At 42.6% G+C, this 21,071-nt stretch carries 12 protein-coding genes; 1 reads left to right on the top strand and 11 read right to left on the bottom strand.

Annotation, left to right across the window (positions count from 1 at the left end; genetic code table 11):
* Nucleotides 1-15: 15 nt before the first annotated feature.
* From COCH_RS02270 to COCH_RS12265, 11 genes are all read right to left on the bottom strand, one after another.
* Nucleotides 16-1,404 carry an aromatic amino acid ammonia-lyase gene (locus COCH_RS02270; protein WP_009420739.1) on the bottom strand — a complete coding sequence of 463 codons (1,389 nt, stop codon included), beginning with the start codon at nucleotides 1,402-1,404 and terminating at the stop codon, nucleotides 16-18.
* 88 nt (nucleotides 1,405-1,492) lie between these two features.
* Nucleotides 1,493-3,091: an apolipoprotein N-acyltransferase gene (lnt, locus tag COCH_RS02265; protein ID WP_015781758.1), complete on the bottom strand. Its 1,599-nt coding sequence runs from the start codon at nucleotides 3,089-3,091 to the stop codon at nucleotides 1,493-1,495.
* 176 nt (nucleotides 3,092-3,267) lie between these two features.
* A complete protein-coding gene (locus COCH_RS02260) occupies nucleotides 3,268-5,472 on the bottom strand; it encodes a glycoside hydrolase family 3 C-terminal domain-containing protein (protein ID WP_015781757.1) in 2,205 nt (734 codons plus the stop codon).
* Between the two features lie 443 nt (nucleotides 5,473-5,915).
* Nucleotides 5,916-6,647, bottom strand: a complete 732-nt coding sequence (locus COCH_RS02255) for a GDSL-type esterase/lipase family protein (protein ID WP_015781756.1) — start codon at nucleotides 6,645-6,647, stop codon at nucleotides 5,916-5,918.
* A gap of 88 nt (nucleotides 6,648-6,735) precedes the next feature.
* A complete protein-coding gene (locus tag COCH_RS02250; protein ID WP_015781755.1) occupies nucleotides 6,736-8,241 on the bottom strand; it encodes a glycoside hydrolase family 30 protein in 1,506 nt (501 codons plus the stop codon).
* Nucleotides 8,241-9,737: a RagB/SusD family nutrient uptake outer membrane protein gene (locus COCH_RS02245; protein ID WP_015781754.1), complete on the bottom strand. Its 1,497-nt coding sequence runs from the start codon at nucleotides 9,735-9,737 to the stop codon at nucleotides 8,241-8,243. Before COCH_RS02245 ends, COCH_RS02250 begins: the two co-directional genes overlap by 1 nt.
* A gap of 13 nt (nucleotides 9,738-9,750) precedes the next feature.
* On the bottom strand, nucleotides 9,751-12,720 hold the full coding sequence (locus tag COCH_RS02240; protein ID WP_015781753.1) for a SusC/RagA family TonB-linked outer membrane protein: 2,970 nt from the start codon (nucleotides 12,718-12,720) through the stop codon (nucleotides 9,751-9,753).
* A gap of 162 nt (nucleotides 12,721-12,882) precedes the next feature.
* Nucleotides 12,883-14,514, bottom strand: coding sequence for a DUF6377 domain-containing protein (locus COCH_RS02235; RefSeq protein ID WP_015781752.1), 1,632 nt, complete (start codon nucleotides 14,512-14,514; stop codon nucleotides 12,883-12,885).
* A 223-nt stretch (nucleotides 14,515-14,737) separates the two neighbouring features.
* Nucleotides 14,738-17,332 carry a DNA gyrase/topoisomerase IV subunit A gene (locus COCH_RS02230; RefSeq protein ID WP_015781751.1) on the bottom strand — a complete coding sequence of 865 codons (2,595 nt, stop codon included), beginning with the start codon at nucleotides 17,330-17,332 and terminating at the stop codon, nucleotides 14,738-14,740.
* Between the two features lie 442 nt (nucleotides 17,333-17,774).
* Nucleotides 17,775-19,292 carry a sulfatase-like hydrolase/transferase gene (locus tag COCH_RS02225; RefSeq protein WP_015781750.1) on the bottom strand — a complete coding sequence of 506 codons (1,518 nt, stop codon included), beginning with the start codon at nucleotides 19,290-19,292 and terminating at the stop codon, nucleotides 17,775-17,777.
* A gap of 21 nt (nucleotides 19,293-19,313) precedes the next feature.
* Complete coding sequence (locus COCH_RS12265) at nucleotides 19,314-20,186, bottom strand: hypothetical protein (protein ID WP_015781749.1); 873 nt, start codon at nucleotides 20,184-20,186, stop codon at nucleotides 19,314-19,316.
* 166 nt (nucleotides 20,187-20,352) lie between these two features.
* Between COCH_RS12265 and COCH_RS02215 the strand changes: the two genes are divergently transcribed.
* Nucleotides 20,353-20,958: a superoxide dismutase gene (locus COCH_RS02215; protein WP_015781748.1), complete on the top strand. Its 606-nt coding sequence runs from the start codon at nucleotides 20,353-20,355 to the stop codon at nucleotides 20,956-20,958.
* Nucleotides 20,959-21,071 lie beyond the last annotated feature (113 nt).

Raw genomic sequence — 21,071 nt, 5'->3', positions numbered from 1 at the left:
TGAATTAATTATCAATTATTCATTGTTCATTTCAAAAAACCTTATCGTGTGTTCTATTTGCTTCTTGAGGGTAGTTACTTCCTCTTCTGCCATAAAAGAGAGATATTCCTTAAATAAAGCTGAATGATGCTCAAATTGTTTCTTTTTCCATAGTGAAGTAGCCAAAATGAGTTCAATAGCCAATATTTCTTCTATATTTTTCACTACTTGCTCGCATTTAATAGCCGAACTGCCACCCATTCCTTTAATATCTATTGTTTTTTCAAATAAAATCGGACTCTCGATGCTTGCAGGAGTGGAAAGACGACGGTTTTCGTTCAATATCCCTTCTATGATACGCTGAAAAATAGGATAATCTATTTCAGTTTCTATCTCTTTACCGATATTAGAAAGCAAGTAGAACACGCGTCGCTCGCTAATATTGCCCAAGCTGGTGAGGGTAATCGCCAAAAAGTCCATTGCCAATGAGAGAGGCAGGGTATGTGAATTACCCCCGAAGATAACTTCTTGAGTTTCGGGGAAGAGAATAGGGTTATCGGTAACTGAGTTCATCTCGGTCTTAATTACCTTACGAATAGCCGCAATCGACTCTCGGACGGCTCCGTGTATTTGAGGGATAGAGCAAAAAGCTTCGGGCATAGACGAGAAGGCTTGTGGGTGCTCAGAGAGGACACTGTCTTTCAGAAGCATACGAAGATGTTCGGCAGTTTCTACAAGTCCTTTGTGCGGACGTACCACTTGCATTGCTTCCGAAAATGCCGAGAGGTTGCCTCCAAATACTTGGGTGGAAACCGATGCTACAAAATCAGCCCACTGAATGAGTTTGAGCGATTTGCTAAGGTTGTAGATGCCATAAGCGGTGGTGAGCTGGGTGCCATTCAGCAGGGCATCGGCTTCGCGTCCTTCTGACGATAGAGGTTGCCAACCGTATTTGCCTTCTAACTCTTGAGCTGAATAGACTTTGTGCTGTATGCACACTTCGCCTTCACCAAATAGAGGCAAGGCAAGGTGTGCTAAGGCAATGCGTTCGTCGGGGATATCTTTGGAATAAACTACAGGGAAGACCCCGTGATTATAAAAGTCGATGAGACGTTGCACCAAAGCTAATCGTACCCCACTATAGCCGTAGGAGAAGGATTGTATTTTTAGGAAAAGCATCAGCTTGACAATCTCGTTAGGAATGCGCTCTCCTATGCCACAAGCATAATGGCGCAAGAGTGACATAGAGTCTACCGAGAGCTTGTTCAGAGCTTTGGGGTCTTTTTGGAGATAATCACTGAGAAAACGGTGACAAGTTTCAATATTAATTACCGCTTCTTCTGAGAGTTTCAGTTGTGTATCGCCTTCTATAATAGCTGTTAGTTGTTCAAGCAGAAGGACTTCGTTTGAAATGTAGTGTTCCATACGATTTACTCGTTAGTTTTTTAGTCGTTAGAAAAGTGATGCAAATAGAGGTATTCAACTTTGCCAAATTTTTTAATTGCCCGTCGTGCTACGACCTTTTTTCACGTTTCCTCAATACCGCATACAAGAAAACAAAAAACGCCAAGAAATACGCAATGCGAGCGATGTAGTCGCCCATTTGAACGTAAAATGTTACTTCGTCGTTTAAGGCGATAGTACCTTTCAGACTACCTTGGGTACCGTAAGGAAGGGTTTTGAGTATGTCTCCCCTACTATTGATAAAAGCCGAAACACCCGTATTAGCACTGCGAGCTACGCTGCGACGGGTTTCAATCGCTCGCAAGCGGGTGTAACTGAGTAGCTGTTTGTAACCCTGCGTATCGCGCCACCACGCATCGTTGGTGAGAATTGCCAAGAAGTTAGCCCCTTTCTTAATATAACCTGTTACAAACTCACCATAGATAGTCTCATAGCAGATGATAGGTGCTGCCTTGCCCTCGGTGTCTACTCCTACAAAGGCAGTGCGTTCAGGCTGAGTGGTTTTCAAAGCTACCGTACCGCCAAGGTTGATAAGTGTTTCGCCTAAAATAGGTTTTAGCACCTGCTGATAAGGGAAATTTTCCACTGCTACCACCAGTTTGCTCTTGTGATACAATGATACTTCAGCATTGCGATTGAGCAAGAAAGCCGAATTGTAATCGTTGTACCAAAAACCATAGTCGGGCAAGTAGTTGCTTTGAGAGGTTGTCAGTTTTTTATCTCTTACAAACTCAATCATAGAGGCTCCTGCTATCCAGTTTACATTAGGATAGTAACTGAGTAAAGTACGCAAAATAGATACTTCCCACGAAACAGGCAAATCTTGTAACTTAATGTTCTCAGCAAAAACCGTTTCGGGAGTGATGATAAAATTCACTTGGTCGTCTATATTTTCACTGGCAAGTTGTACCAAGAGCCTACCTACTTCTTGATTGGAAAGTGCGTATTTTTCTTGATAAGGATCAATATTAGGTTGTAAAACAATAGCATTGATTGTCTTTTTGCCTGCTTCGCTATAATTGATATACTGGAAATACGAAATCACCACAGGAATAGCAAAAAAGAGCATTGCCACCCCCACTTTTCGGGCAAATGCTTTACGGTTTTTAGTAGAAAGATAATCGGTTAAACCTATAAAAAGTACGATATTCACAAGCCATACCCATAGTGAGCCTCCGAAAGTGCCGGTATATTCGTACCACTGTATCCACGTAACTTGTTCGGAAAAGACGTTGCCCAAATTGAGCCAAGGCCAAGAAACATCCCACGTGAGGTGGAATTTCTCAAAAGAGAGCCATATCGCTACTAAGAAAACGAGCGACACTTTGCGGTTCATACGTTTCGCTACGATATGATAGAGAAAGAAAGTGAGTGTCATCAAGAGAGTGTTTGCCAAAATAGCAAAAATTGCTCCTATTTGGGTAGAGTACCATATCCACCAGGTGGTAGGGATATTCCAAGTGAGAAAAGCCAAATAAGAGAGTGCAAACACCTTGCGTTTGGTATGTTGGTAATCACGCCTAATACGCGCTTCCATTAGTAAGAGAGGCACTAAGGCAATGAATATAAGAGCAGTAATGCCGTAAGTTACCCACGCACAAGCGAGTAAAGCCCCTGAAAGCAGGGCGAGGAGTATGTTTTTCTTCATTATAGACACTTAATAATGTGGCAAAGATAAAAAACAATTGCGAATGATAAATGATAAATGATGAAAAAATGTTGTCGCCAATTCAATTTTGGCAAAGCGGGGCAAGCCTCTTAAAAGCAAAAAAGCTTGAAGTCCACAAGACTTCAAGCTTTTCTCATATGAAAAGTAAAAAATATTTATTCTAAGGTGAAATCTACTGTGCTTTTAATGTCGCCAGAAGAGGTGCCTACTAACGCTTTAAAAGTTCCTTTTTCGGCTACCCAAGCGTGTTGGTTGGCAGAGAAGAAAGAGAGGTCTTGCTTGGTGATGTGGAAGGTTACGGTTTTAGTTTCGCCTGCCTTCAAGAATACTTTCTCAAAACCTTTGAGCTCTTTGTACGGACGTAATACTGAGGCTTCTTCGTCGTGCAAATAGAGTTGTACCACTTCAGCACCATCACGTTTGCCGGTGTTCTGTACCGTTACCGAGAAGCTGATATCGCCATTGGTAGTTTTCTTGTTGGCAGTGAGTTTGCCATATTTGAAGGTAGTATAGGAGAGTCCGTGACCGAAAGGGAATAGTGGTTTTACTCCTTTGGTATCGGCGTAGCGGTAGCCTACCAAAATGTCTTCGTGGTAGGTAACCTCTTTATCCCCTGGGTATTCACCTAAGGCTATGGCTGCATTGTCCTCCAAATGCACTGGGAAAGTGAAAGGCAATTTCCCTGAGGGGTTCACATCACCGAAGAGTACATCGGCGAGGGAGTTACCTGCTTCGGATCCTAAATACCAATCTTGTATAATCGCAGGTACGCTTTTCACCCAAGGCATTGCCATTGCATTTCCCGAAATGAGCACTACTGCCAAGTTTTTATTGGCTTTTGCCAAAGCTTCAATCACGGCATCTTGTCCGTAAGGTAAGCCGTATTGTTTGCGGTCGTTACCCTCACAATCCTGACCATCGTGTTTGTTGAGTCCTCCTATAAAGATAACTACATCGGCTTGTTGAGCGGTTTTTACAGCTTCGGCAAGGAGTTCTTGCGCCGGACGTTTGTCGGTGATGTCGTTGGCAGCAAGCCCATCTTGGTCTTTGTAATCATCGCTGGCATAGCCACGTGCATAGAGCACTTTGGCTGTATTGCCTATGCGGTTTTTAATTCCGTCTAAGGGGAGTATCTCGTGAACGGCTTTCAGTGAGGAACTTCCTCCACCTACGGTCATCATTTTGATAGCATTCTCGCCTATTACGGCTATGGTTTTTACCTTTTTAACGTCAATAGGCAATACATTTTTATCGTTTTTGAGTAGCACAATACCTTCTTGCCCTATTTTGCGAGCTATGGCAAAGTGTTCTGGTGAGGCAAATGAGCCAAAGGGTCGATTGGCTGCCATATTGGTGCGGAATACAAGTCGGAGGATATTGCGCACCTTTTCATTCACAACTTCTTCTTTTATTTCCCCTGATTTCAGTTTTTCGAGAAAGGGTTGAGCAAGGAAGTAATGGTCGTAAGCATTCGAGCGGTTTTCGACCATTCCATCAGTCCAAGTACCAAATTCCATATCCAATCCGTGGAGAGCAGCGCCATCGGTGTTGTTCACTCCACCCCAATCGGATACTACGGCACCGTCAAAGCCCCATTCTTTGCGCAAGATATCTTGCAATAAGTATTGGTTTTGGCAAGCCCATTGGTCTTTGTATTTGTTATAAGACCCCATTATACTCCACGCTTTTCCCTCTTGCACAGCGGCTTTGAAGGCGGGGAGGTAAATCTCATACAGGGCGCGGTCGTCTACCTTTACATTCACTGTATGGCGGTTGATTTCTTGATTGTTAAGCGCATAATGCTTCACACAAGCAGCCACACCATTGGCTTGAACACCTTGCACATAAGGCACGACCATTTTGGATGCCAAATAAGGGTCTTCGCCCATATACTCGAAATTGCGTCCGTTGAGGGGGGTACGGTAGATGTTCACCCCAGGACCTAAGAGTACATTCTTGTTACGATAGCGGGCTTCTTCGCCTATGGCTTTTCCGTAGGCTTTGCTGAGAGCGGGATTCCACGTGGCAGCAAGGCAAGTGAGGGCGGGGAAAGCGGTGCATTTATCGTTTGTCCATCCTGCTTGATTCCACTCGTCCCAGAGTACTTCGGGGCGTATGCCGTGAGGACCATCGGTCATCCAGTTTTCGGGAATACCCAAACGGGGCACTCCAGGTGAACTGAACTTAGATTGAGCGTGGCACATAGCTACTTTTTCCTCTAAGGTCATCCGCGAGAGGGCATCGTCTATGCGCTTCTCAATGGGTTGTGAAGCATCTAAATAAACCGGCGTTTGCTGGGCTGAGAGTGTACCGACAACACACCAAAGCAATAAAGTTTTTATATTTTTCATATTAGTCATTTTTAGTTGTTAGTGTTCATAGGATTAAGCAAATAGAAATACTACCTATCAATAAAACAAATTTCATTTTTTTCAGAAATAATATTTTTGCGTTTTTTTCGTCAAAAACTCATTTTTAACATATTTTTTTCAGATTTTTATACCCCTTTTTAGCCAATTGATTTTCAGTTTAGTAACGCCTTATCTTCGGTTTAGCTTCGCCTTAGGTTCGCTTTAGGTTCGTCCAAAGTGGCTGAAAAGTAAAACACAAAAAGTAATGTAATAAAATGATTATTAGTATTTTAGTTATTTAAGGTAAAAAATGAGTACCTCCTAAAAAAGTTTGTGTTTTTCTTGTCCTTTTAGCATACTTTAACATTTTTTCAGCAGTCTAAAAGTTCTATATCTCCTAATATACGTCTCACTCTTCATTTACAAATCTGTTAATCTGTTAACTTGCTAATTTATTCTCCTCTCACTTTTTTAATAAGAAGCGGTTTGAGAATGGCTGTCCAGAGCTTATAACCTTCGGCATTCATATGTAGGTTGTCTTCTTTAAAGATATCAGTGCGAAGATTACCCGCTTCATCGTACATTACCTTGGTAATATCTACATAAGTATAGCCTTGTGCGGTGGCATTTTCCTCTAAAAGAGCGTTTACCAATAGCTGGTCTTTCAGCTGGTCGGCTTTGTGTTGTGAGGGTTTTAGCGATACCACAATCAGAGGCGTATTAGGGTAGTCTTTTTTGAGCTTGTCGATAAATATACGGAAAAGGTCAAAACACTTCACAGCATTTACACCTTCCTTATGATTGCCCAAATCGTTTTCCACGTATAACAAAATGCTTTTAGGGGTATAGCCTTTGGCGATAGTGTTGTAATTGTAAATCATATCGCGCAAGGTTGCCCCTCCGTAGGAACGACGAATGAGTTTCAGTGGGGCGAAATCTTCATAGATAGTATCCCACAGATTGATAGATGAACTCCCCAGAAAGAGTACGTCGCAAGAGAGGTCTTTTAAGCGTTTATTCTCCTTTTGGTAGTTGGTAATATCCTTTTGATAGCGGGTAATCCAAGAAGTTTCGTCGCGTTGTTCAAACGGAATAACGGTTTTGATAAGGGTTGTAGGGGTTGCGGTTTGCGCACTCGCAAAGGTTGTTACTAATAGGAATAACAACAGTAATATTCTTTTCATTTGCTTAATTAATTTGTTGATGTTCAACTTTGCCAAAGTTATTATAGTCTCTCGTGCTACGAACTTTGGCAAAGTTTGCAATTTCTGTTTATATTTTAGGTATCAAAAAAGATACCACACTATTGGCGGGTACTTCATAAGAGAAATACTGCTTGCCGGTGCTTAGGGTCAGATAGGTTGTTTCTTTCTTTTTATTCAACAACACACAAGCCAAAGAGCCGTCAGGGTTCTCGAATGCGGTACATTGCACGTTGTCGTCGGGGGTTTTCTCAACACCTATGCGGGTTGCTCCCTGCTTGATGACTGCCGAAAGGTGACCTATCACGTAGTAATGCGAGTTGCGACGCATCGTTTTATAATCGGATGTTTGGATATCGACCGCACCAAAACAAGTTTTGCAACCGCCTTCACGATTGGGCGCTCCGTGCTCGTCGAGCATTAAATTCCATACAATCACCGCCTTGCAATGATTGTTGAGGGTTTTGATACCGAGCTCTTGCATATCTTCGGTGAGACGGCGTTCAAGATTGCGACCATCGTTCCAAGTACCTATGGAGCTTTCAGTGAAAATGAGTTCTTTATTTGGGTATTGGTTATGAATGTTGCTCAATTCGTTAGGATTTCCCCCATAGTTATGGTAAGCAGCCCCCGTAACGTACTGAGAGGCATCGGCATCTTTATAGATATGCAAGGGGTATTGCTGTTGTGAAGGCTTATTATCGTAGTTGTAGTTATGGTCGAAGAGGTAGATTTTAACCTCAGCAAAGCCTTTGTCACGCAGGGTTTTACCTAAGGCGTTTTTGATAAAAGCGAGTTGCTCGTCCCATCCCATATACATAGAAGCCGAGTTGCCTCTGTTGAGAGGTTCGTTTTGTATAGTGATAGCATTGACATTCAATCCATTGTCTTTCATCGCTTGCAACCATTTAGCGAAGTACAACGCGTAATCCTGATAGTGAGCAGGGTTTAGCTGACCGCTTGTCCATTGGTTATGAGGTTGCAAATTGGTAAGGTTATTGACCTTCATCCAGCGTGGAGGTGTCCAAGGAGAGCCTATGATTTGCACTTTGGGGTTGATAGCGAGAATCTCTTTGAGTATAGGAATCACGTACTCAGTTTCCTCTTTGGTGAGGACAAAATGCTCTATTCCCTTGGTATCGCAAAGGGTGTATTCACTTAGAGAAAAGTCGGAACAGCCAATGGATATACGCACAAAATTCTGCCCAAAACCTTCAGTTTCGGAGAAGGTTTCGGTGAGGAACGCCTTTCTATCGGCGGGGGACATCTGCATCAAGTTATAGCAGGTAGAACCTGTAATGGCAGCCCCGAAACCATAGATAGTTTGAAATTTTTCAGCAGGTTTTAGAGTGATACTATAAGATGCATTAGGGTTTTTGATGAGCTTTAGGTCGGTTTGCTCTTTGTAGAATTCTTTTTGGCGATTGCCTGTGGTTAGCAATACGCTCACTTTACCTACCGATGGCTCAACAACAGGGGGAGGAGTAGGTTCCTCCCCTGTGTTGTTTTTTTTCTGACAGCTACAAGAAGCGATGCTCCAGAGTATTATAAGTAAAAAAGATGGGAATATTTTCATTAGTAACCAGGGTTTTGGGTGAGTTTTTTATTGTTTTCTAATTCAGTTTGTGGGATAGGATAAAGCACTGTGTTCTCGTTGAGCGGGTAGGTTTGTTTTAGTCTACCAGTATCTCTTGCGTTGAGAGAGTTCATTGTTTCAATGGCTTTATCGTTACGCACCAAATCGAACCAACGGAAGCCCTCGAAAGCGAGTTCTAAACGGCGTTCTTTAAGTACAGCTTCTTTCATTTGTTCTTGTGAAAGAGAGCTGGAAATAGTAGCAAGTCCTACCCTTGCACGCACTTGATTTACTAAGGCAGCCGCCTGAGCAGTTTGACCTAAAGCGGCATAAGCTTCGGCTTTGAGCAAGAGGATATCGGCTAAACGCAACTTAATGATGCTACTGCCTCCTGAACGTATTTTGTACATAAAAGGATAGTGTTCAGAAGGGTAATAGATTTTCCACGAAGGTTGCCCCCAAACGATAGCTTGATCTTTGCGCACAGTATCACCCTCGGCATCGAAAGCAGCTATGAGGTCGCGTGAAGGGGTTACCCATTTTGCCCAGTTGTAAGTGCTATTGGGGTTGGTGTAGTTCAATCCAAAAAGTCCCGGTAACCAAGTCTGTCCGCCTTGAGAGTAGGTAATCTCGAAGATAGACTCAGCTGAATTACGCACTTTTACATCGGTTTTAGCATCGTTGATTTGAAATAAATCGGCGTAATTAGGCAAGAGAGTAAAGCCATCGGCTTCTACGGCTGCGCAATACTGAATAGTTTTGTTGTAGTCGCGTATAGGTTTTTCGGCATATACGTGAGCTAAGAGTGCATTAGCTACCGCACGACTGAAAAAGAACTTATCGTTAGCCTTCACAGCAGGAGCATCGACGAGAGCCTCTTCGAGGTTGGTGCGAATGATGTTGTACACCTCGGCAACTGAAGTGCGTTCAGGAAAGAGCAATTTGTAGGTTTCTTCTACATTTTTAGATGATATTTCAGGGACTTCAATAGGAGGAATAGGTACTGCTCCCCAAAAGCGCACCATATCGAATAAAAGCCACGATTTGAGTATTTTAGCTTCGGCTTTCCACTGTTTTCGTTCAGTTGTTGTAAGCGAGGCATCGGGCACTTTGTCTACATTAGCAATTACTACATTGGCTAAGTTGATGCCTTCTAAGTATTTTTGCCAATCACGTTTTATATTTCCGTTAGATGCATCTTGGCTGTTCTGTTCTATAGAAGTAATTTCGACACCAGAAGTACCTGCATAAGCGTTATCGGCACGAGTTTCGGTATTTTGTAGAAAGTCTAACGTCCAGAACTCTTGCGCGCTACCTCGTACAAAAGCATAGATAGCATCGTAGCGAGTTTGCATTTGTGCTTTGGTTTCTATGGCAGAAGAGCTTTTGCCCTCGGTAGTTGTGTTTTTCTCGTTGAACTCCGAAATAGGGTCTTTATCTAAACTGCACGCCGTTAGTGCTACTAACGAGAGTGCAAGGTATATGTATCTTTTCATTTTTGTATAGGTATTAAAAATCAATGTTTAAGCCAAAGATAAAGGTTTTGGTTTGAGGATAAGTACCCCAATCAATACCCATAGTAGGACCTGAAAGCCCTTGGTTTACTTCGGGGTCAAATCCTTTGTAGTTAGTGAGTGTCCAAAGATTTTGAGCGGTGAAATAAGGCTGTATCTTGCGGATACCGTATCTCAACAACTCATCATTGGAGAGGTTATAAGCTAAAGTAAGTGTTTTGAGACGCAAATACGAACCATCTTCTACCCATCGTGAAGAAGCTTTGATGTTATCGCTACTTCTTACAGCACGAGGAATGTCGGTAATATCACCAGGTTTTCTCCAGCGGTTGAGTACCGCTGTTGATTGGTTTTTACCATCGTACATACCTTCAGTTTCTATACGAGAAGCGTTGTAGATATCATTTCCATAAGAGCCTTGGAAGAAGACACTGAGAGTAAAGTTTTTATAAGCGAAGTCGTTAGTAAGCCCAAAAGTAAAATCGGGGTTAGGGTCGCCTATATAAGTTTTATCGGACACTGAGATTTTACCATCGCCATTGAGGTCTTTGTATTTGATATCGCCTGTTTGAGGGTCTACGCCTTCACTTATAAATCCCCAGAACTTGCCCAAAGGCTGCCCTTCGGTAATACGCACCACTTGTTCAGTAATAGCTTCGGAAGTGCTGGCATAGTAATACACTTTTTGAAGGGTAAGTTTAGTTAGCTCATTGCGGTTGAACGAGATATTGAAATTAGTATTCCAAGTAAAATCTCCTGTGAGGTTACGCGTATCAAGCGCAAATTCAATCCCTTTATTGGTCATTTCGCCCTCATTGCGATAGATAGAGGGCACTGGTGAAGTAGCAGGAAGAGGCACATCCATTAGCAAATCGGTAGTCTTTTTAAGGTAAGCATCTACCGCTAAAGAGATACGGTTTTTGAAAAGTGAAAGGTCAAGCCCTATATTGCTTTGAGTGGTGGTTTCCCAAGTGAGGTTAGGGTTAGAGAATGAATTAGGGCGCAAAGTTACCATTGCATCACCTTTGCCTGCCTCCCACCAGTTTTGACGGGTAATAGAAAAGCGTTGCAAGTAGCCGTAATCGGATATACCAGCTTGGTTACCTGTTTGTCCCCAGCCACCGCGCAATTTGAGTTCGCTAAGCCAATCTACTTCTTTCAAGAAGTTTTCTTGTGAAAGTCTCCATCCTACAGATACTGAAGGGAAGTAACCCCAGCGTTTTCCTGGTGCTAACTTAGAAGAACCATCGGCGCGGAAATTAGCCGTGAGAAGATATTTACTATCGTAGTTATAAGAAATACGACCTAAATACGACATAATTGCCCATTCGGCAGCTCTCGAACCACTACCTTGTTCTATCTTATTGGCAGCGTTGAGGGTTTTGATGTCGGGTGTAAGGAAGTGAGAGGCGTACAAATAGCTTTCATTCCATTTAGATACCGTTCCTGAAGTACCCGCCAAAGCAGAAAGATTGTGTTTTCCGAAACTCTTGTCGAAAGTAAGCAAGTTGTCGTAGGTCATCACGGTGTTATTAGTACGGATATCGTCGGCAGTACCGAAGATCTTACGTCCATATTCGGTGAGTTTAGGGTCTGTCCAATGGGTTTGAGTGCGTCCTAAACGGTCGATACCTACTGTAGATTTGAACTTCAAACTAGGGAGGAAAGTTACGATAGCCGATACACTTCCTACCAAGCGATTGCTCTTAGAGGTATTGTCTGCATTACGAGAGATATTCTCTACAGGGTGAGTGAGGTTTGCTCCATAGAAATTGTAGTAATACCAACCTTCTTCACCGGGTTTATCACTCCATATAGGAGCGTATTTAGGGGTATTGATTACCGAAAGCACTACTCCAGCGCGGTTAGAACCTGTACCGGTGATAATACCATTAGACGAGTAATCGGCATAAGATAGATTGGTTTCAAAAGTGAGCCATTTACGCATTTTGGTTTCTAAGTTCAAACGTACATTATAACGCTCGAAGAAAGAAGAGCGAATAACCCCTTCATCTTTAGAATTACCTGCTGAAATGTAATACTTGGTGTTTTCAGTTGCATTTGAGAAAGAAAGCTGTGTATTGCGGATAATACTCTTGCGGAAGGTCTCGTCGAACCAATCGGTTTTGTCGGTAAGTCCTGAAGGAAGAGTAACAGCACCTGTTTCTTTCATCAGTTCGTTGTATTGAGCCGTATTTAAGGATTCTATGCGTTTGGCTACTTGCGAGATACCCACATAAGTATTAACAGATACTTTAGGCTCGTTGCGTTTTCCGTGTTTGGTAGTGATAAGCACTACGCCATTAGCAGCACGTGAACCGTAGATAGCTGCTGAGGAAGCGTCTTTAAGTACTTGCATACTCTCAATATCGGTAGGGGCAATCCCACTGATGTCTTGCACAGGGATACCATCAACCACATATAGAGGGTCGTTGGAAGCGCTGATAGAGGTATTCCCGCGAATGCGCACTGCCAAGCCTGCGCCTGGAGCACCATTAGGTTGCACTACTTGGATACCCGCAGCACGCCCTTGAATAGCCTGTGCAGCTGAGGTTACAGGACGTTGGTCGAGGTCTTGGGTCTTTACTGAGGTGATAGCAGTGGTTACATCACCACGTTTTTGAGTACCATAGCCCACTACTACTATCTCATCGAGGTCTTGGGCAACTTCAGGAAGTTTGACATTGAGCTGTTCACCTGTTACTTTTAAAACGAGGGTTTTGTAGCCTACAGAAGAAAACTCTAAAACAGCTCCTCGAGCTACTTCAGTAAGTGTATACTTACCGTCGAAATCAGTAGCTACGCCTTTGGTAGTACCTTTTATTACTACAGAAACACCAGGAAGAGGTGTTCCTTTGTCATCGGTTACGGTACCTGTTACTCTGCTGTATTGTGCTTGGGCAAAACCTACAAAGCCTACTAACAGTACCATCATTAGCATTAAATGTTCTTTGAGTACTTTCATAAAATAAAAACATTACGTTTGTTTAGTCGCTCCAAAAGTACAGCAAAAAAACACTTGTGCGCAATCGGGTATTAGAAAAGTACTGCTTTCAAAAAATATCAAATTGAATATTAGCTAATTGAATTGTGAAAAAAGCTTAAAAAAGTACTGAAATTTCACCTATTAATTACGTATTTTCTTCACTTTTTCTTCGAAAGTATCGCGTTCTCCTTTCGCTTTATTCCGTACTTTGGTGCGATAGTTGTACACTGTGCGAAGAGAATAACGCAAGAATTCGGCTATCTTATTGCTATCGGTGATGCCTAAACGAATAAGGGCAAAAATACGCAATTCGGTATTCAGTAGTTCACCTTTTTTAGGGAAGATTTGTTCGCCTTCTTCTAAAAGAGCGTTGAAGTGGGTTACAAAATGCGGGTATATATTGAGGAAGATGGTATCGAAATTTTTGTAAAGTACCTCTAATTCTTGTTCTACTACGGAGGTAGATTTTAGCACCTTGGTAAGGTCGTCAAACTGATGTTTAGAAGCCTTTTTGTAGAGTAGTTTTCGGTAGTTTTCAATCTTATCGATATAAGCAGAACAGAGGTTGAAGAAATGAGCAATATACTCTTCTTTAATAAGATTTGCCTCCTCGAGGTTGAGGTTTGCCTCTTCGAGGTTTTGGTTCATCAGTTGTAGGTCGGTATTGAGCTTTTCGAGTTGCTGATTACTGTAAGAGAGTTCTTTACGTATCTTTATCAATCGCTTTACTTGTTTGTACACATATACCAAAGCGATAATCAGGGCTACTGATAACACACTGATGAGTACCAAATACAGTTGTAATTCTTTCTTTTGTTTGGCTTCTTTCTCTTGATAGGCGGTGTTGATGATGGAATAGAAAGAGGCACCTTCTTCGGCGCGGTGTCGCACATTGCAGAAGGCAGCATCATCTATTGCCATTTTGATAAACTGATAGGCTTTGCTTATATTCCCTCGTTTGTAGTAAGTAAGCGCTAAGCTCTGCAAGGAAGCGTTATCTTTGATTGCATTTTTGATGTCGGCGATAGCAGAAAGGGCAAAATAGTATTCTTGAAGGTTGTCATTTCCTTTTTCTCGTTCTACAAGACCTAAATAATAAGCTATTATAGCACGTTCAGGTTCCTCTTCGGTAGTTTGAGGCAATAGTTGCTGAAACTGTTGCATAGCGCGGTTTTGGTCTCCTGTAAAGAACTCATCGATAGCACTGTTTACCTTAAAAGTAAGCGACTGTTTGTCTATGCACAATAGTAAGGAATCGCGGTAGCGGTTGGAGGCACTTAAATAAGCACTATTATTGATGCTTTGCCCGTAATGACTGCACAAGGCATAACACGAATCGTAATATTCACACAGTGATTCCTTGGGTAATCGGTGTTTATCGATAGCTTTTAGCAGTTGCAACGCTTCTACGTACATTCCTTTTACCGAGTAGAGTTTAGAGAGCAAGATATGGGTTTCGTCTTGCTTTTCAGCATCGTTTAAAGCTATTGCTATTTGTTCGTTTTTCAGCAAATAGGCTACTGCCGAATCGACCTTAAATTTTCGGTATTCGGTATACAATTGTTTGTGCAGGTCGTATTTTTCTGTTGGTTGAGAGGCTTTTTTAAGAGTCTTTTCCAAGGAAGTAATACGCTGTTCTTTGGCTTGTATATAAGTAGCACTCTGCTCAATGGTTTGGTTGAGCCGGTGGAGCACAGCTTCTTTGCTCTCTTGTGCCACCGCTACATTCCTACCCAACAACAATATGACAAAGAGTGTGATATAGTTTTTCATAAGGTTTGTTTTTATATTAAAGCCCCCGAACCCCCGAAGGGGGACAAGCCACAAAGGTATTGCTCAATTACTATAATAAATTTCTAATATATTGCCCGCTTTTATTTTAGTTCATAATAAGTGCTTACACTTGCTCCAAGTTGTCTAAGCAAATTATTAATCAACTTTGCCAAAGGTCGTAGCACGACGAGCAATTAAAAACTTTGGCAAAGTGTATGATGTATTAAAATTCTAATTCTGTTTGGGTGCCGTCGCTCTCATTTTCAGAGGGAGGAGGGACAATTTCTTCATCGCCGAGGTCTTCTACGGGTTCCTCTTCTTGGGGTTCTTCGTAGGGGAGAGATTCAAGAGTGTTGACAGTTTTCACCTTGTCGGTGGTGAGCTGGTTGCCCAAGGCTTTGATGCCTTTTACACTGATGAACTCTTCTAAATTCACAATGAGGTTCTCTTTCTCCTTGCCTTTTTCTTTGGTGAAGACTACCTCAGCCATAGGTCGCCAATCGGCAGAGACGAAGAGCAATTGCGATTTAGGATGTTCGGTAATGACTAACTCTTCACGGTTTTCGTTCTCTACCACAAAACGTTTTACAAACACGCGTTCTTTCTCTCCATCGTAGTAAATTACCGAAATAGGTTTCTCGGGCACCCATTTCTCCATTACGGCAATATTGTTCTCGAAATGCAGACTCAATTCGGGGATAATGGTCTTCACGACGCCCTCTTTGGTAATGAGAAGCATACGGTCATCGCCTTTGAAAGCCCCGAGTAGCGTGCCGCGCTCTTCGGTGTTGAGGCGTTTTACAATATTGTCGAACCATATCTTGCGCGGTTTGAGGGTTGATACGCCTTTTTCTTTTAGCTCGATGCGCTTGATAGCGTATTTGCTCACGAGGTTTCCTTTCACGCCCCGCCCTTTGATGAGGGTATCGGCAAAATCGATATCCCATCGCAGTTTACGCAAAGTGCCTAACTGACGCAAGTTCACGGTTACCACTTCGGCTTCACCATTAGGGTTGGCTGTGAAATAGAGCACACGCGACTCTTTGTGTTGAGGAATGAGCTCGTATTTCTTATCGCGGGTAATACCCGTAACGTTGAAACGCTTGATATAGGAGAAGCCCGTTTGTCCATCCTTATAAATCATATTGTACACGGTGCGCTTGTCGTCTTTCTTAAAGACCGCTACGTGTATGATGTTTTTCTCTATATATTGTTTATCGGATACTTTGGTAACGTACATCGCACCGCTTTCGGTAAATACAATCACATCGTCGATATCACTGCAATCACCTACATACTCATCTTTGCGTAAGCCTGTACCTACAAAACCTTCAGCTCTGTTCACATAGAGTTTGGTATTGCGCACCACTACTTTGGTCGCCTCGATGGTATCGAATACGCGCATTTCGGTTTTCCGTTCGCGCCCCTTACCATAAGTCTTTTTAAGGCGTTCGAAATGGGAAATCGCATAGTCGATAAGGTTTGCAAGGTGGTTTTTCACTTCCTCGATATCGGCTTCTATTTTGAGGATATTTTCATCAGCCTTATAAGAGTCGAAGCGGGTGATGCGAATCATTGGTATTTGAGTGAGTTTAGCCAAATCGTCATCGGTAATCTCACGGATCAAATCTTTTTTGAAAGGTTCAAAACGCTGGTACAAGTACTCGTACAAACTCTCTCTATCGGTGTAGTTCTTGAAGTCGATATACATCTCTTCTCTGATGAAAATCTTTTCGAGCGAGGCACTGTGCCATTGCATTTCGAGTTCAGAAAGTTCAATTTCGAGCTCTTGTTTGAGCAGACTTACTGTGCGGTCGGTACTGCGACGCAACACTTCTGAGACGGTGAGAAAATGCGGTTTGTTGTCCTCAATCACACAGGTAATGGGCGAAATAGCTGTTTCGCAGGCAGTGAAGGCGTAGAGTGCATCGATAGTCTTATCGGGCGACGTGCCGTTGGGCAAGTGCACCAATATCTCTACATTGGCAGCTGTGTTATCGTCTACCTTTTTGATTTTTATCTTGCCTTTTTCGTTGGCTTTCAGTATAGAGTCGATGAGCGAGGTAGTGGTGGTAGTAAACGGAATTTCGGTGATGCAAAGCGTACTCTTGTCGAGTTGCGAAATCTTGGCACGCACCCGCACACGTCCACCTCTTGCCCCATCGTTATAGCCACTTACGTCCATAATACCCGCAGTAGGGAAATCGGGGTATAATTCAAAAGGTTTATTTTTGAGGTAAGCAATGGAAGCCTCGATAAGCTCGATGAAGTTGTGAGGTAATATCTTGGTAGAAAGCCCCACGGCTATCCCCTCGGTACCTTGTGCCAAGAGGAGCGGAAACTTCACCGGTAAACTGATAGGCTCTTTCTTACGACCATCATAGCTGGATTGCCATTCGGTTACCTTAGGGCTAAAGACCACATCGAGGGCAAACTTAGAAAGGCGAGCTTCGATATAACGAGGTGCTGCTGCATCGTCGCCTGTGAGGATATTCCCCCAGTTACCTTGCGTATCGATGAGCAAGTCCTTCTGACCGATTTGTACAATAGCATCGCCTATACTCGCATCGCCGTGAGGGTGATACTGCATTGTATTCCCCACGACGTTAGCCACCTTGTTGTAGCGACCATCGTCTAATTCTTTAAGCGAGTGCATAATACGGCGTTGTACGGGCTTAAAGCCATCTTCGATTGCTGGTACAGCGCGTTCGAGGATTACGTACGAAGCATAATCCAAGAACCAATCTTGGTACATACCTGTGACTTTAATGATGCTATCTCCTTGTGGAGTAGTGTTTTGAGGTGTATTGTCTTCCATCGGAACAGATGTTGTTTAAAGTGCAAAAATAGAAAATAATTGGCAAATGACAAAAAATGGGATTTATGTAAAAAGTAAAAGATAAAAGGTAAAAAAAGAAATGACGAGTGACGAATGACGAATGACGAATGACGAGTGACGAGTGACGAATGACGAAGGTAATGTGGAGGGGATTTCAACTTTGGTAAAGTATGTAGCGACGGAAAGGCGAAAGTAAGGCGAACGATGAGTGGCTCTACAGTGGGTCTACAGTGGCTCTACAGTGGGTCTACAATGACTAAAGAACGAACAAAAGATGGTGCGAGCCACACGGACAGATGAAGAATAAACGAAAGAAAAAGGGAAATAGAAGGGAGAATAAAAGAAAAAGTATTGATATTACATCGCTCCAAAAAAGGTAGACACTTTTTTGGAGCGAATATCATTATTGATTGTTAAAGCGCTATTTTCTGTTTTTAATATTGTCGAGCATTGTTTTGAGTCTGACGAGCTCTTCGGGATGGTCTTTTGCTACATTGTAGAGCTCCATTATGTCTTCTTTAAGGTCGTACAATCGGGGCTCAGGATAGTTGCCCAGATGTGTGCGAGTGAGGGGTTGATAAGAGGGGTTATCGCTGGGGACTACATATTTCCAACGACCATCGGTGATGGAGAGCGCTCCCCCAGAGGCTATTACATAAGGGCGACCTTTCTTGTCCTTGCCTAAGAAGGCTTTGAGGTAATCTTCGCTATCGGTGGCTACTCCTGCGGGTATCTCAGCACCAATAAATTTACTCAAAGAGGCAAAGAGGTCGATATGTGAAAGCAAAGCGTCGGAAGTACCTTTTTTCACAATCTTAGGATAGCGTACGATAAAGGGTACACGCGTACCTGCTTCGTAATTGCTGTACTTGCCTCCGTGGTTGTGAAAAGCTCCCCAAGGACGATGTCTGCCTAAGAGCTCTTCGGCTTGATCTTGATAACCATCGTCTATCACAGGACCGTTGTCGCTGGTGATAATGATAAGCGTATTATCGTATAGCTTATTAGCTTTGAGGGCCTTTACGATTTCACCCACAGTCCAGTCGAATTGGAGAATTGCATCACCGCGGTAACCCATACCACTTTTGCCTACAAAACGTGGATTGGGGTAGCGAGGTACGTGTATATCATTAGTACCCACATAGAGAAAGAAAGGTTGTGATTTGTGATTTTCGATGTATTTTACCGTTTTGGCTACAATGGTATCGGCGAGATGTTCGTCCGTCCAGAGTGCTTTGCCACCCCCTTTCATATAGCCGATACGCGAAATGCCGTTCACTATGGTTTGGTCGTGACCGTGGTGTAAGGAAGGTTTGAGTTTAGTGAGCAGTTCGGGGTTGTTCTTACCCGTAGGTTCACCTTTAAAAGGCAGGCTATAACTTACTTCGATGGGTGCTGAGGGGTCGTAATTGGCTACGCGTTGGTTTTCTATCCACACGCAAGGTACACGGTCGGCTGTGGCAGCCATTATGCAGGAATATTCGAAGCCTATATCGGAAGGTCCAGGTGTGATAAAGCCGTTCCAATCCTGTTTACCGCGTTCGCCTCCTAAGCCTAAGTGCCATTTGCCAATAGCGCCAGTAGTATAGCCTGCTGATTTGAACACATCGGCAATGGTGGTTTGCTCAGGACGAATGACCATAGCAGCATCACCAGGAGCAATACCAGTGTCATTGCGTCGCCAATTGTACAAGCCCGTGAAGAGTGAATAGCGCGAAGGTGTGCAAGTGGCAGCGGTGGAATGTACGTTCGTAAAGACTATTCCTTGTTTGGCGAGAGAGGCTACCTGTGGGGTATGAATTGTCTTTTCGCCATAGCAACTTAGGTCGCCATAGCCTAAATCATCGGCTACAATGATGATGACGTTAGGTTTTTGAGTAGTTTTGTTTTGTGCGTTGAGACATAAAGGGCATAAGAGCCCTAATAAGTATTTTTTCATATAGTGGTTAAAAGAAGTTGTTTATTTCAATCGCATTACACGGCTTAAAAGCAAGGGTAAACCTGTATTAGAGTTGATATTATCGTTATTCCAAAAGCTCATCACACAGCCCACGGGACGATTGCGCACCACTTGCGCAACATAGTATACCGTAAGAGTTTTGCCACTGGACATTCCGGCTAAGAGCGAAGTTACCCCTTTGAGGTCAAACACTACTCTCTTGGCTTTAGTAGGTACTTCTTCAAAGATAACGTCTACTTCTTCCTCTTGTGTCGGTTTGACACTTTTGCGCTGTGTGTTCACAGCAAACTGGTCGGCAACGGCTTGTTGGGCGTCTTCCAAGGTGCGGTATATATCCCAGTTCATCCCGCCATTATAAGGGCATAGTACAATGTTAATACCCGTAAAATAACAGTCATCCATTAGCGGAATGGTTCTGCCTGCGAAATTGATACTACTCGCATCAGTAGGAGCGTATTTATCTTCGGGAATTTTGTTTTCTACAATGAGATTTACTAAGGCTTCTTCTACCTCAGGTTCTCTGTTTTTGAGCTTGGTAAAATAAATAAGAGCAATATTATTAGCTTTGTTTTTTACAAAATACAAACTTTGCACTCCCTCGTCAGTTTCTTTTACTACCATATAGTTATCAACAAGCACACGAGGATTGGCAGTAGCTTCTTGCGCTGTTACTTTTAGTTTGCGGTAAGCTTTTTTGAATCCTTTCTCATCAAAAGGGAGGTTCAAATTTTCATTAGTAATGATATAGCCATCAATAGCATAAAAATCTTTACCGCCGTTTTTAATAGCAGAAAGGCGGTCTAAAAGAGAAAGCTCTTGGGCATAAGTAGCGAAAATAAAGCTATAAAGGAGAAAAAAGATATAATGTTTCATAATTATAGGGTAGTGGTTTTTGTAAAAAAAAATACCTTGCAAAAGTACGAAAATAATTATACTTTCCAAAATATAATTATACCTATATAAAGAAAATCTATCATTAAAGTATCTCAACCAATTAGCTTTTATAGTACTTTTGCTAAAAATTTAAAAAGAAAATACTATGTTTACATTACCTAAATTACCGTATGCTTACAATGCGCTTGAACCTTACATCGATGCGCGTACAATGGAAATACACTATACTAAGCACCACAACGCTTATACTACGAACCTGAATACGGCTTTGGCTCCAGCAGGGGTAGAAGGCAAAACTATTGAGGAAATTCTTACCTCACTTGATATGAACAATGCTGCTCTTCGCAATAATGCTGGCGGTTTTTACAATCACAATCTTTTCTGGGAAGTGATGAGTCCTAATGGCGGAGGTAAGCCTACGGGAGAATTGGCTAAGGCAATTGAAGAGGCTTTTGGAAGTTTTGAAGCTTTTAAAGAAGCTTTTAGCAAGGCTGCGGCTACTCGTTTTGGCTCTGGCTGGGCGTGGCTTTGTGTACATAAAGGAGGTAAGCTTGAAATTTGCTCTACTGCAAACCAAGATAACCCGCTAATGCCTAACACTGGTTGCGGAGGTTTTCCTATCTTGGGATTAGATGTGTGGGAACACGCTTATTACTTGCACTATCAGAACCGTCGTCCTGATTATATTGAGGCGTTTTTTAACGTGATTAATTGGGCGAAAGTTGCCGAGCTTTACAACGCTCATAAATAGGTCGTAGCAGTCGTAGCAGTCGTAGCAGTCGTAGCACGACAGGCATTTTAAAAGCTAATGACTTATATGAATAACAAGCAAATATGAAAAAAGCCGTGTGAGAATTTCTCACA

The sequence above is a fragment of the Capnocytophaga ochracea DSM 7271 genome (assembly GCF_000023285.1).
Lineage (GTDB): Bacteria > Bacteroidota > Bacteroidia > Flavobacteriales > Flavobacteriaceae > Capnocytophaga > Capnocytophaga ochracea.
This window is presented reverse-complemented; position numbering and strand designations above follow the sequence as displayed.

Bases quoted from the DNA above. Each gene is read 5' to 3' on its own strand.
- COCH_RS02240 (WP_015781753.1), bottom strand. From the start codon at position 12,720: ATGAAAGTACTCAAAGAACATTTAATGCTAATGATGGTACTGTTAGTA.
- COCH_RS02245 (WP_015781754.1), bottom strand. From the start codon at position 9,737: ATGAAAAGATACATATACCTTGCACTCTCGTTAGTAGCACTAACGGCG.
- COCH_RS02255 (WP_015781756.1), bottom strand. From the start codon at position 6,647: ATGAAAAGAATATTACTGTTGTTATTCCTATTAGTAACAACCTTTGCG.
- COCH_RS12265 (WP_015781749.1), bottom strand. From the start codon at position 20,186: ATGAAACATTATATCTTTTTTCTCCTTTATAGCTTTATTTTCGCTACT.
- COCH_RS02260 (WP_015781757.1), bottom strand. From the start codon at position 5,472: ATGACTAATATGAAAAATATAAAAACTTTATTGCTTTGGTGTGTTGTC.
- lnt (WP_015781758.1), bottom strand. From the start codon at position 3,091: ATGAAGAAAAACATACTCCTCGCCCTGCTTTCAGGGGCTTTACTCGCT.
- COCH_RS02270 (WP_009420739.1), bottom strand. From the start codon at position 1,404: ATGGAACACTACATTTCAAACGAAGTCCTTCTGCTTGAACAACTAACA.
- COCH_RS02225 (WP_015781750.1), bottom strand. From the start codon at position 19,292: ATGAAAAAATACTTATTAGGGCTCTTATGCCCTTTATGTCTCAACGCA.
- COCH_RS02215 (WP_015781748.1), top strand. From the start codon at position 20,353: ATGTTTACATTACCTAAATTACCGTATGCTTACAATGCGCTTGAACCT.
- COCH_RS02250 (WP_015781755.1), bottom strand. From the start codon at position 8,241: ATGAAAATATTCCCATCTTTTTTACTTATAATACTCTGGAGCATCGCT.
- COCH_RS02235 (WP_015781752.1), bottom strand. From the start codon at position 14,514: ATGAAAAACTATATCACACTCTTTGTCATATTGTTGTTGGGTAGGAAT.
- COCH_RS02230 (WP_015781751.1), bottom strand. From the start codon at position 17,332: ATGGAAGACAATACACCTCAAAACACTACTCCACAAGGAGATAGCATC.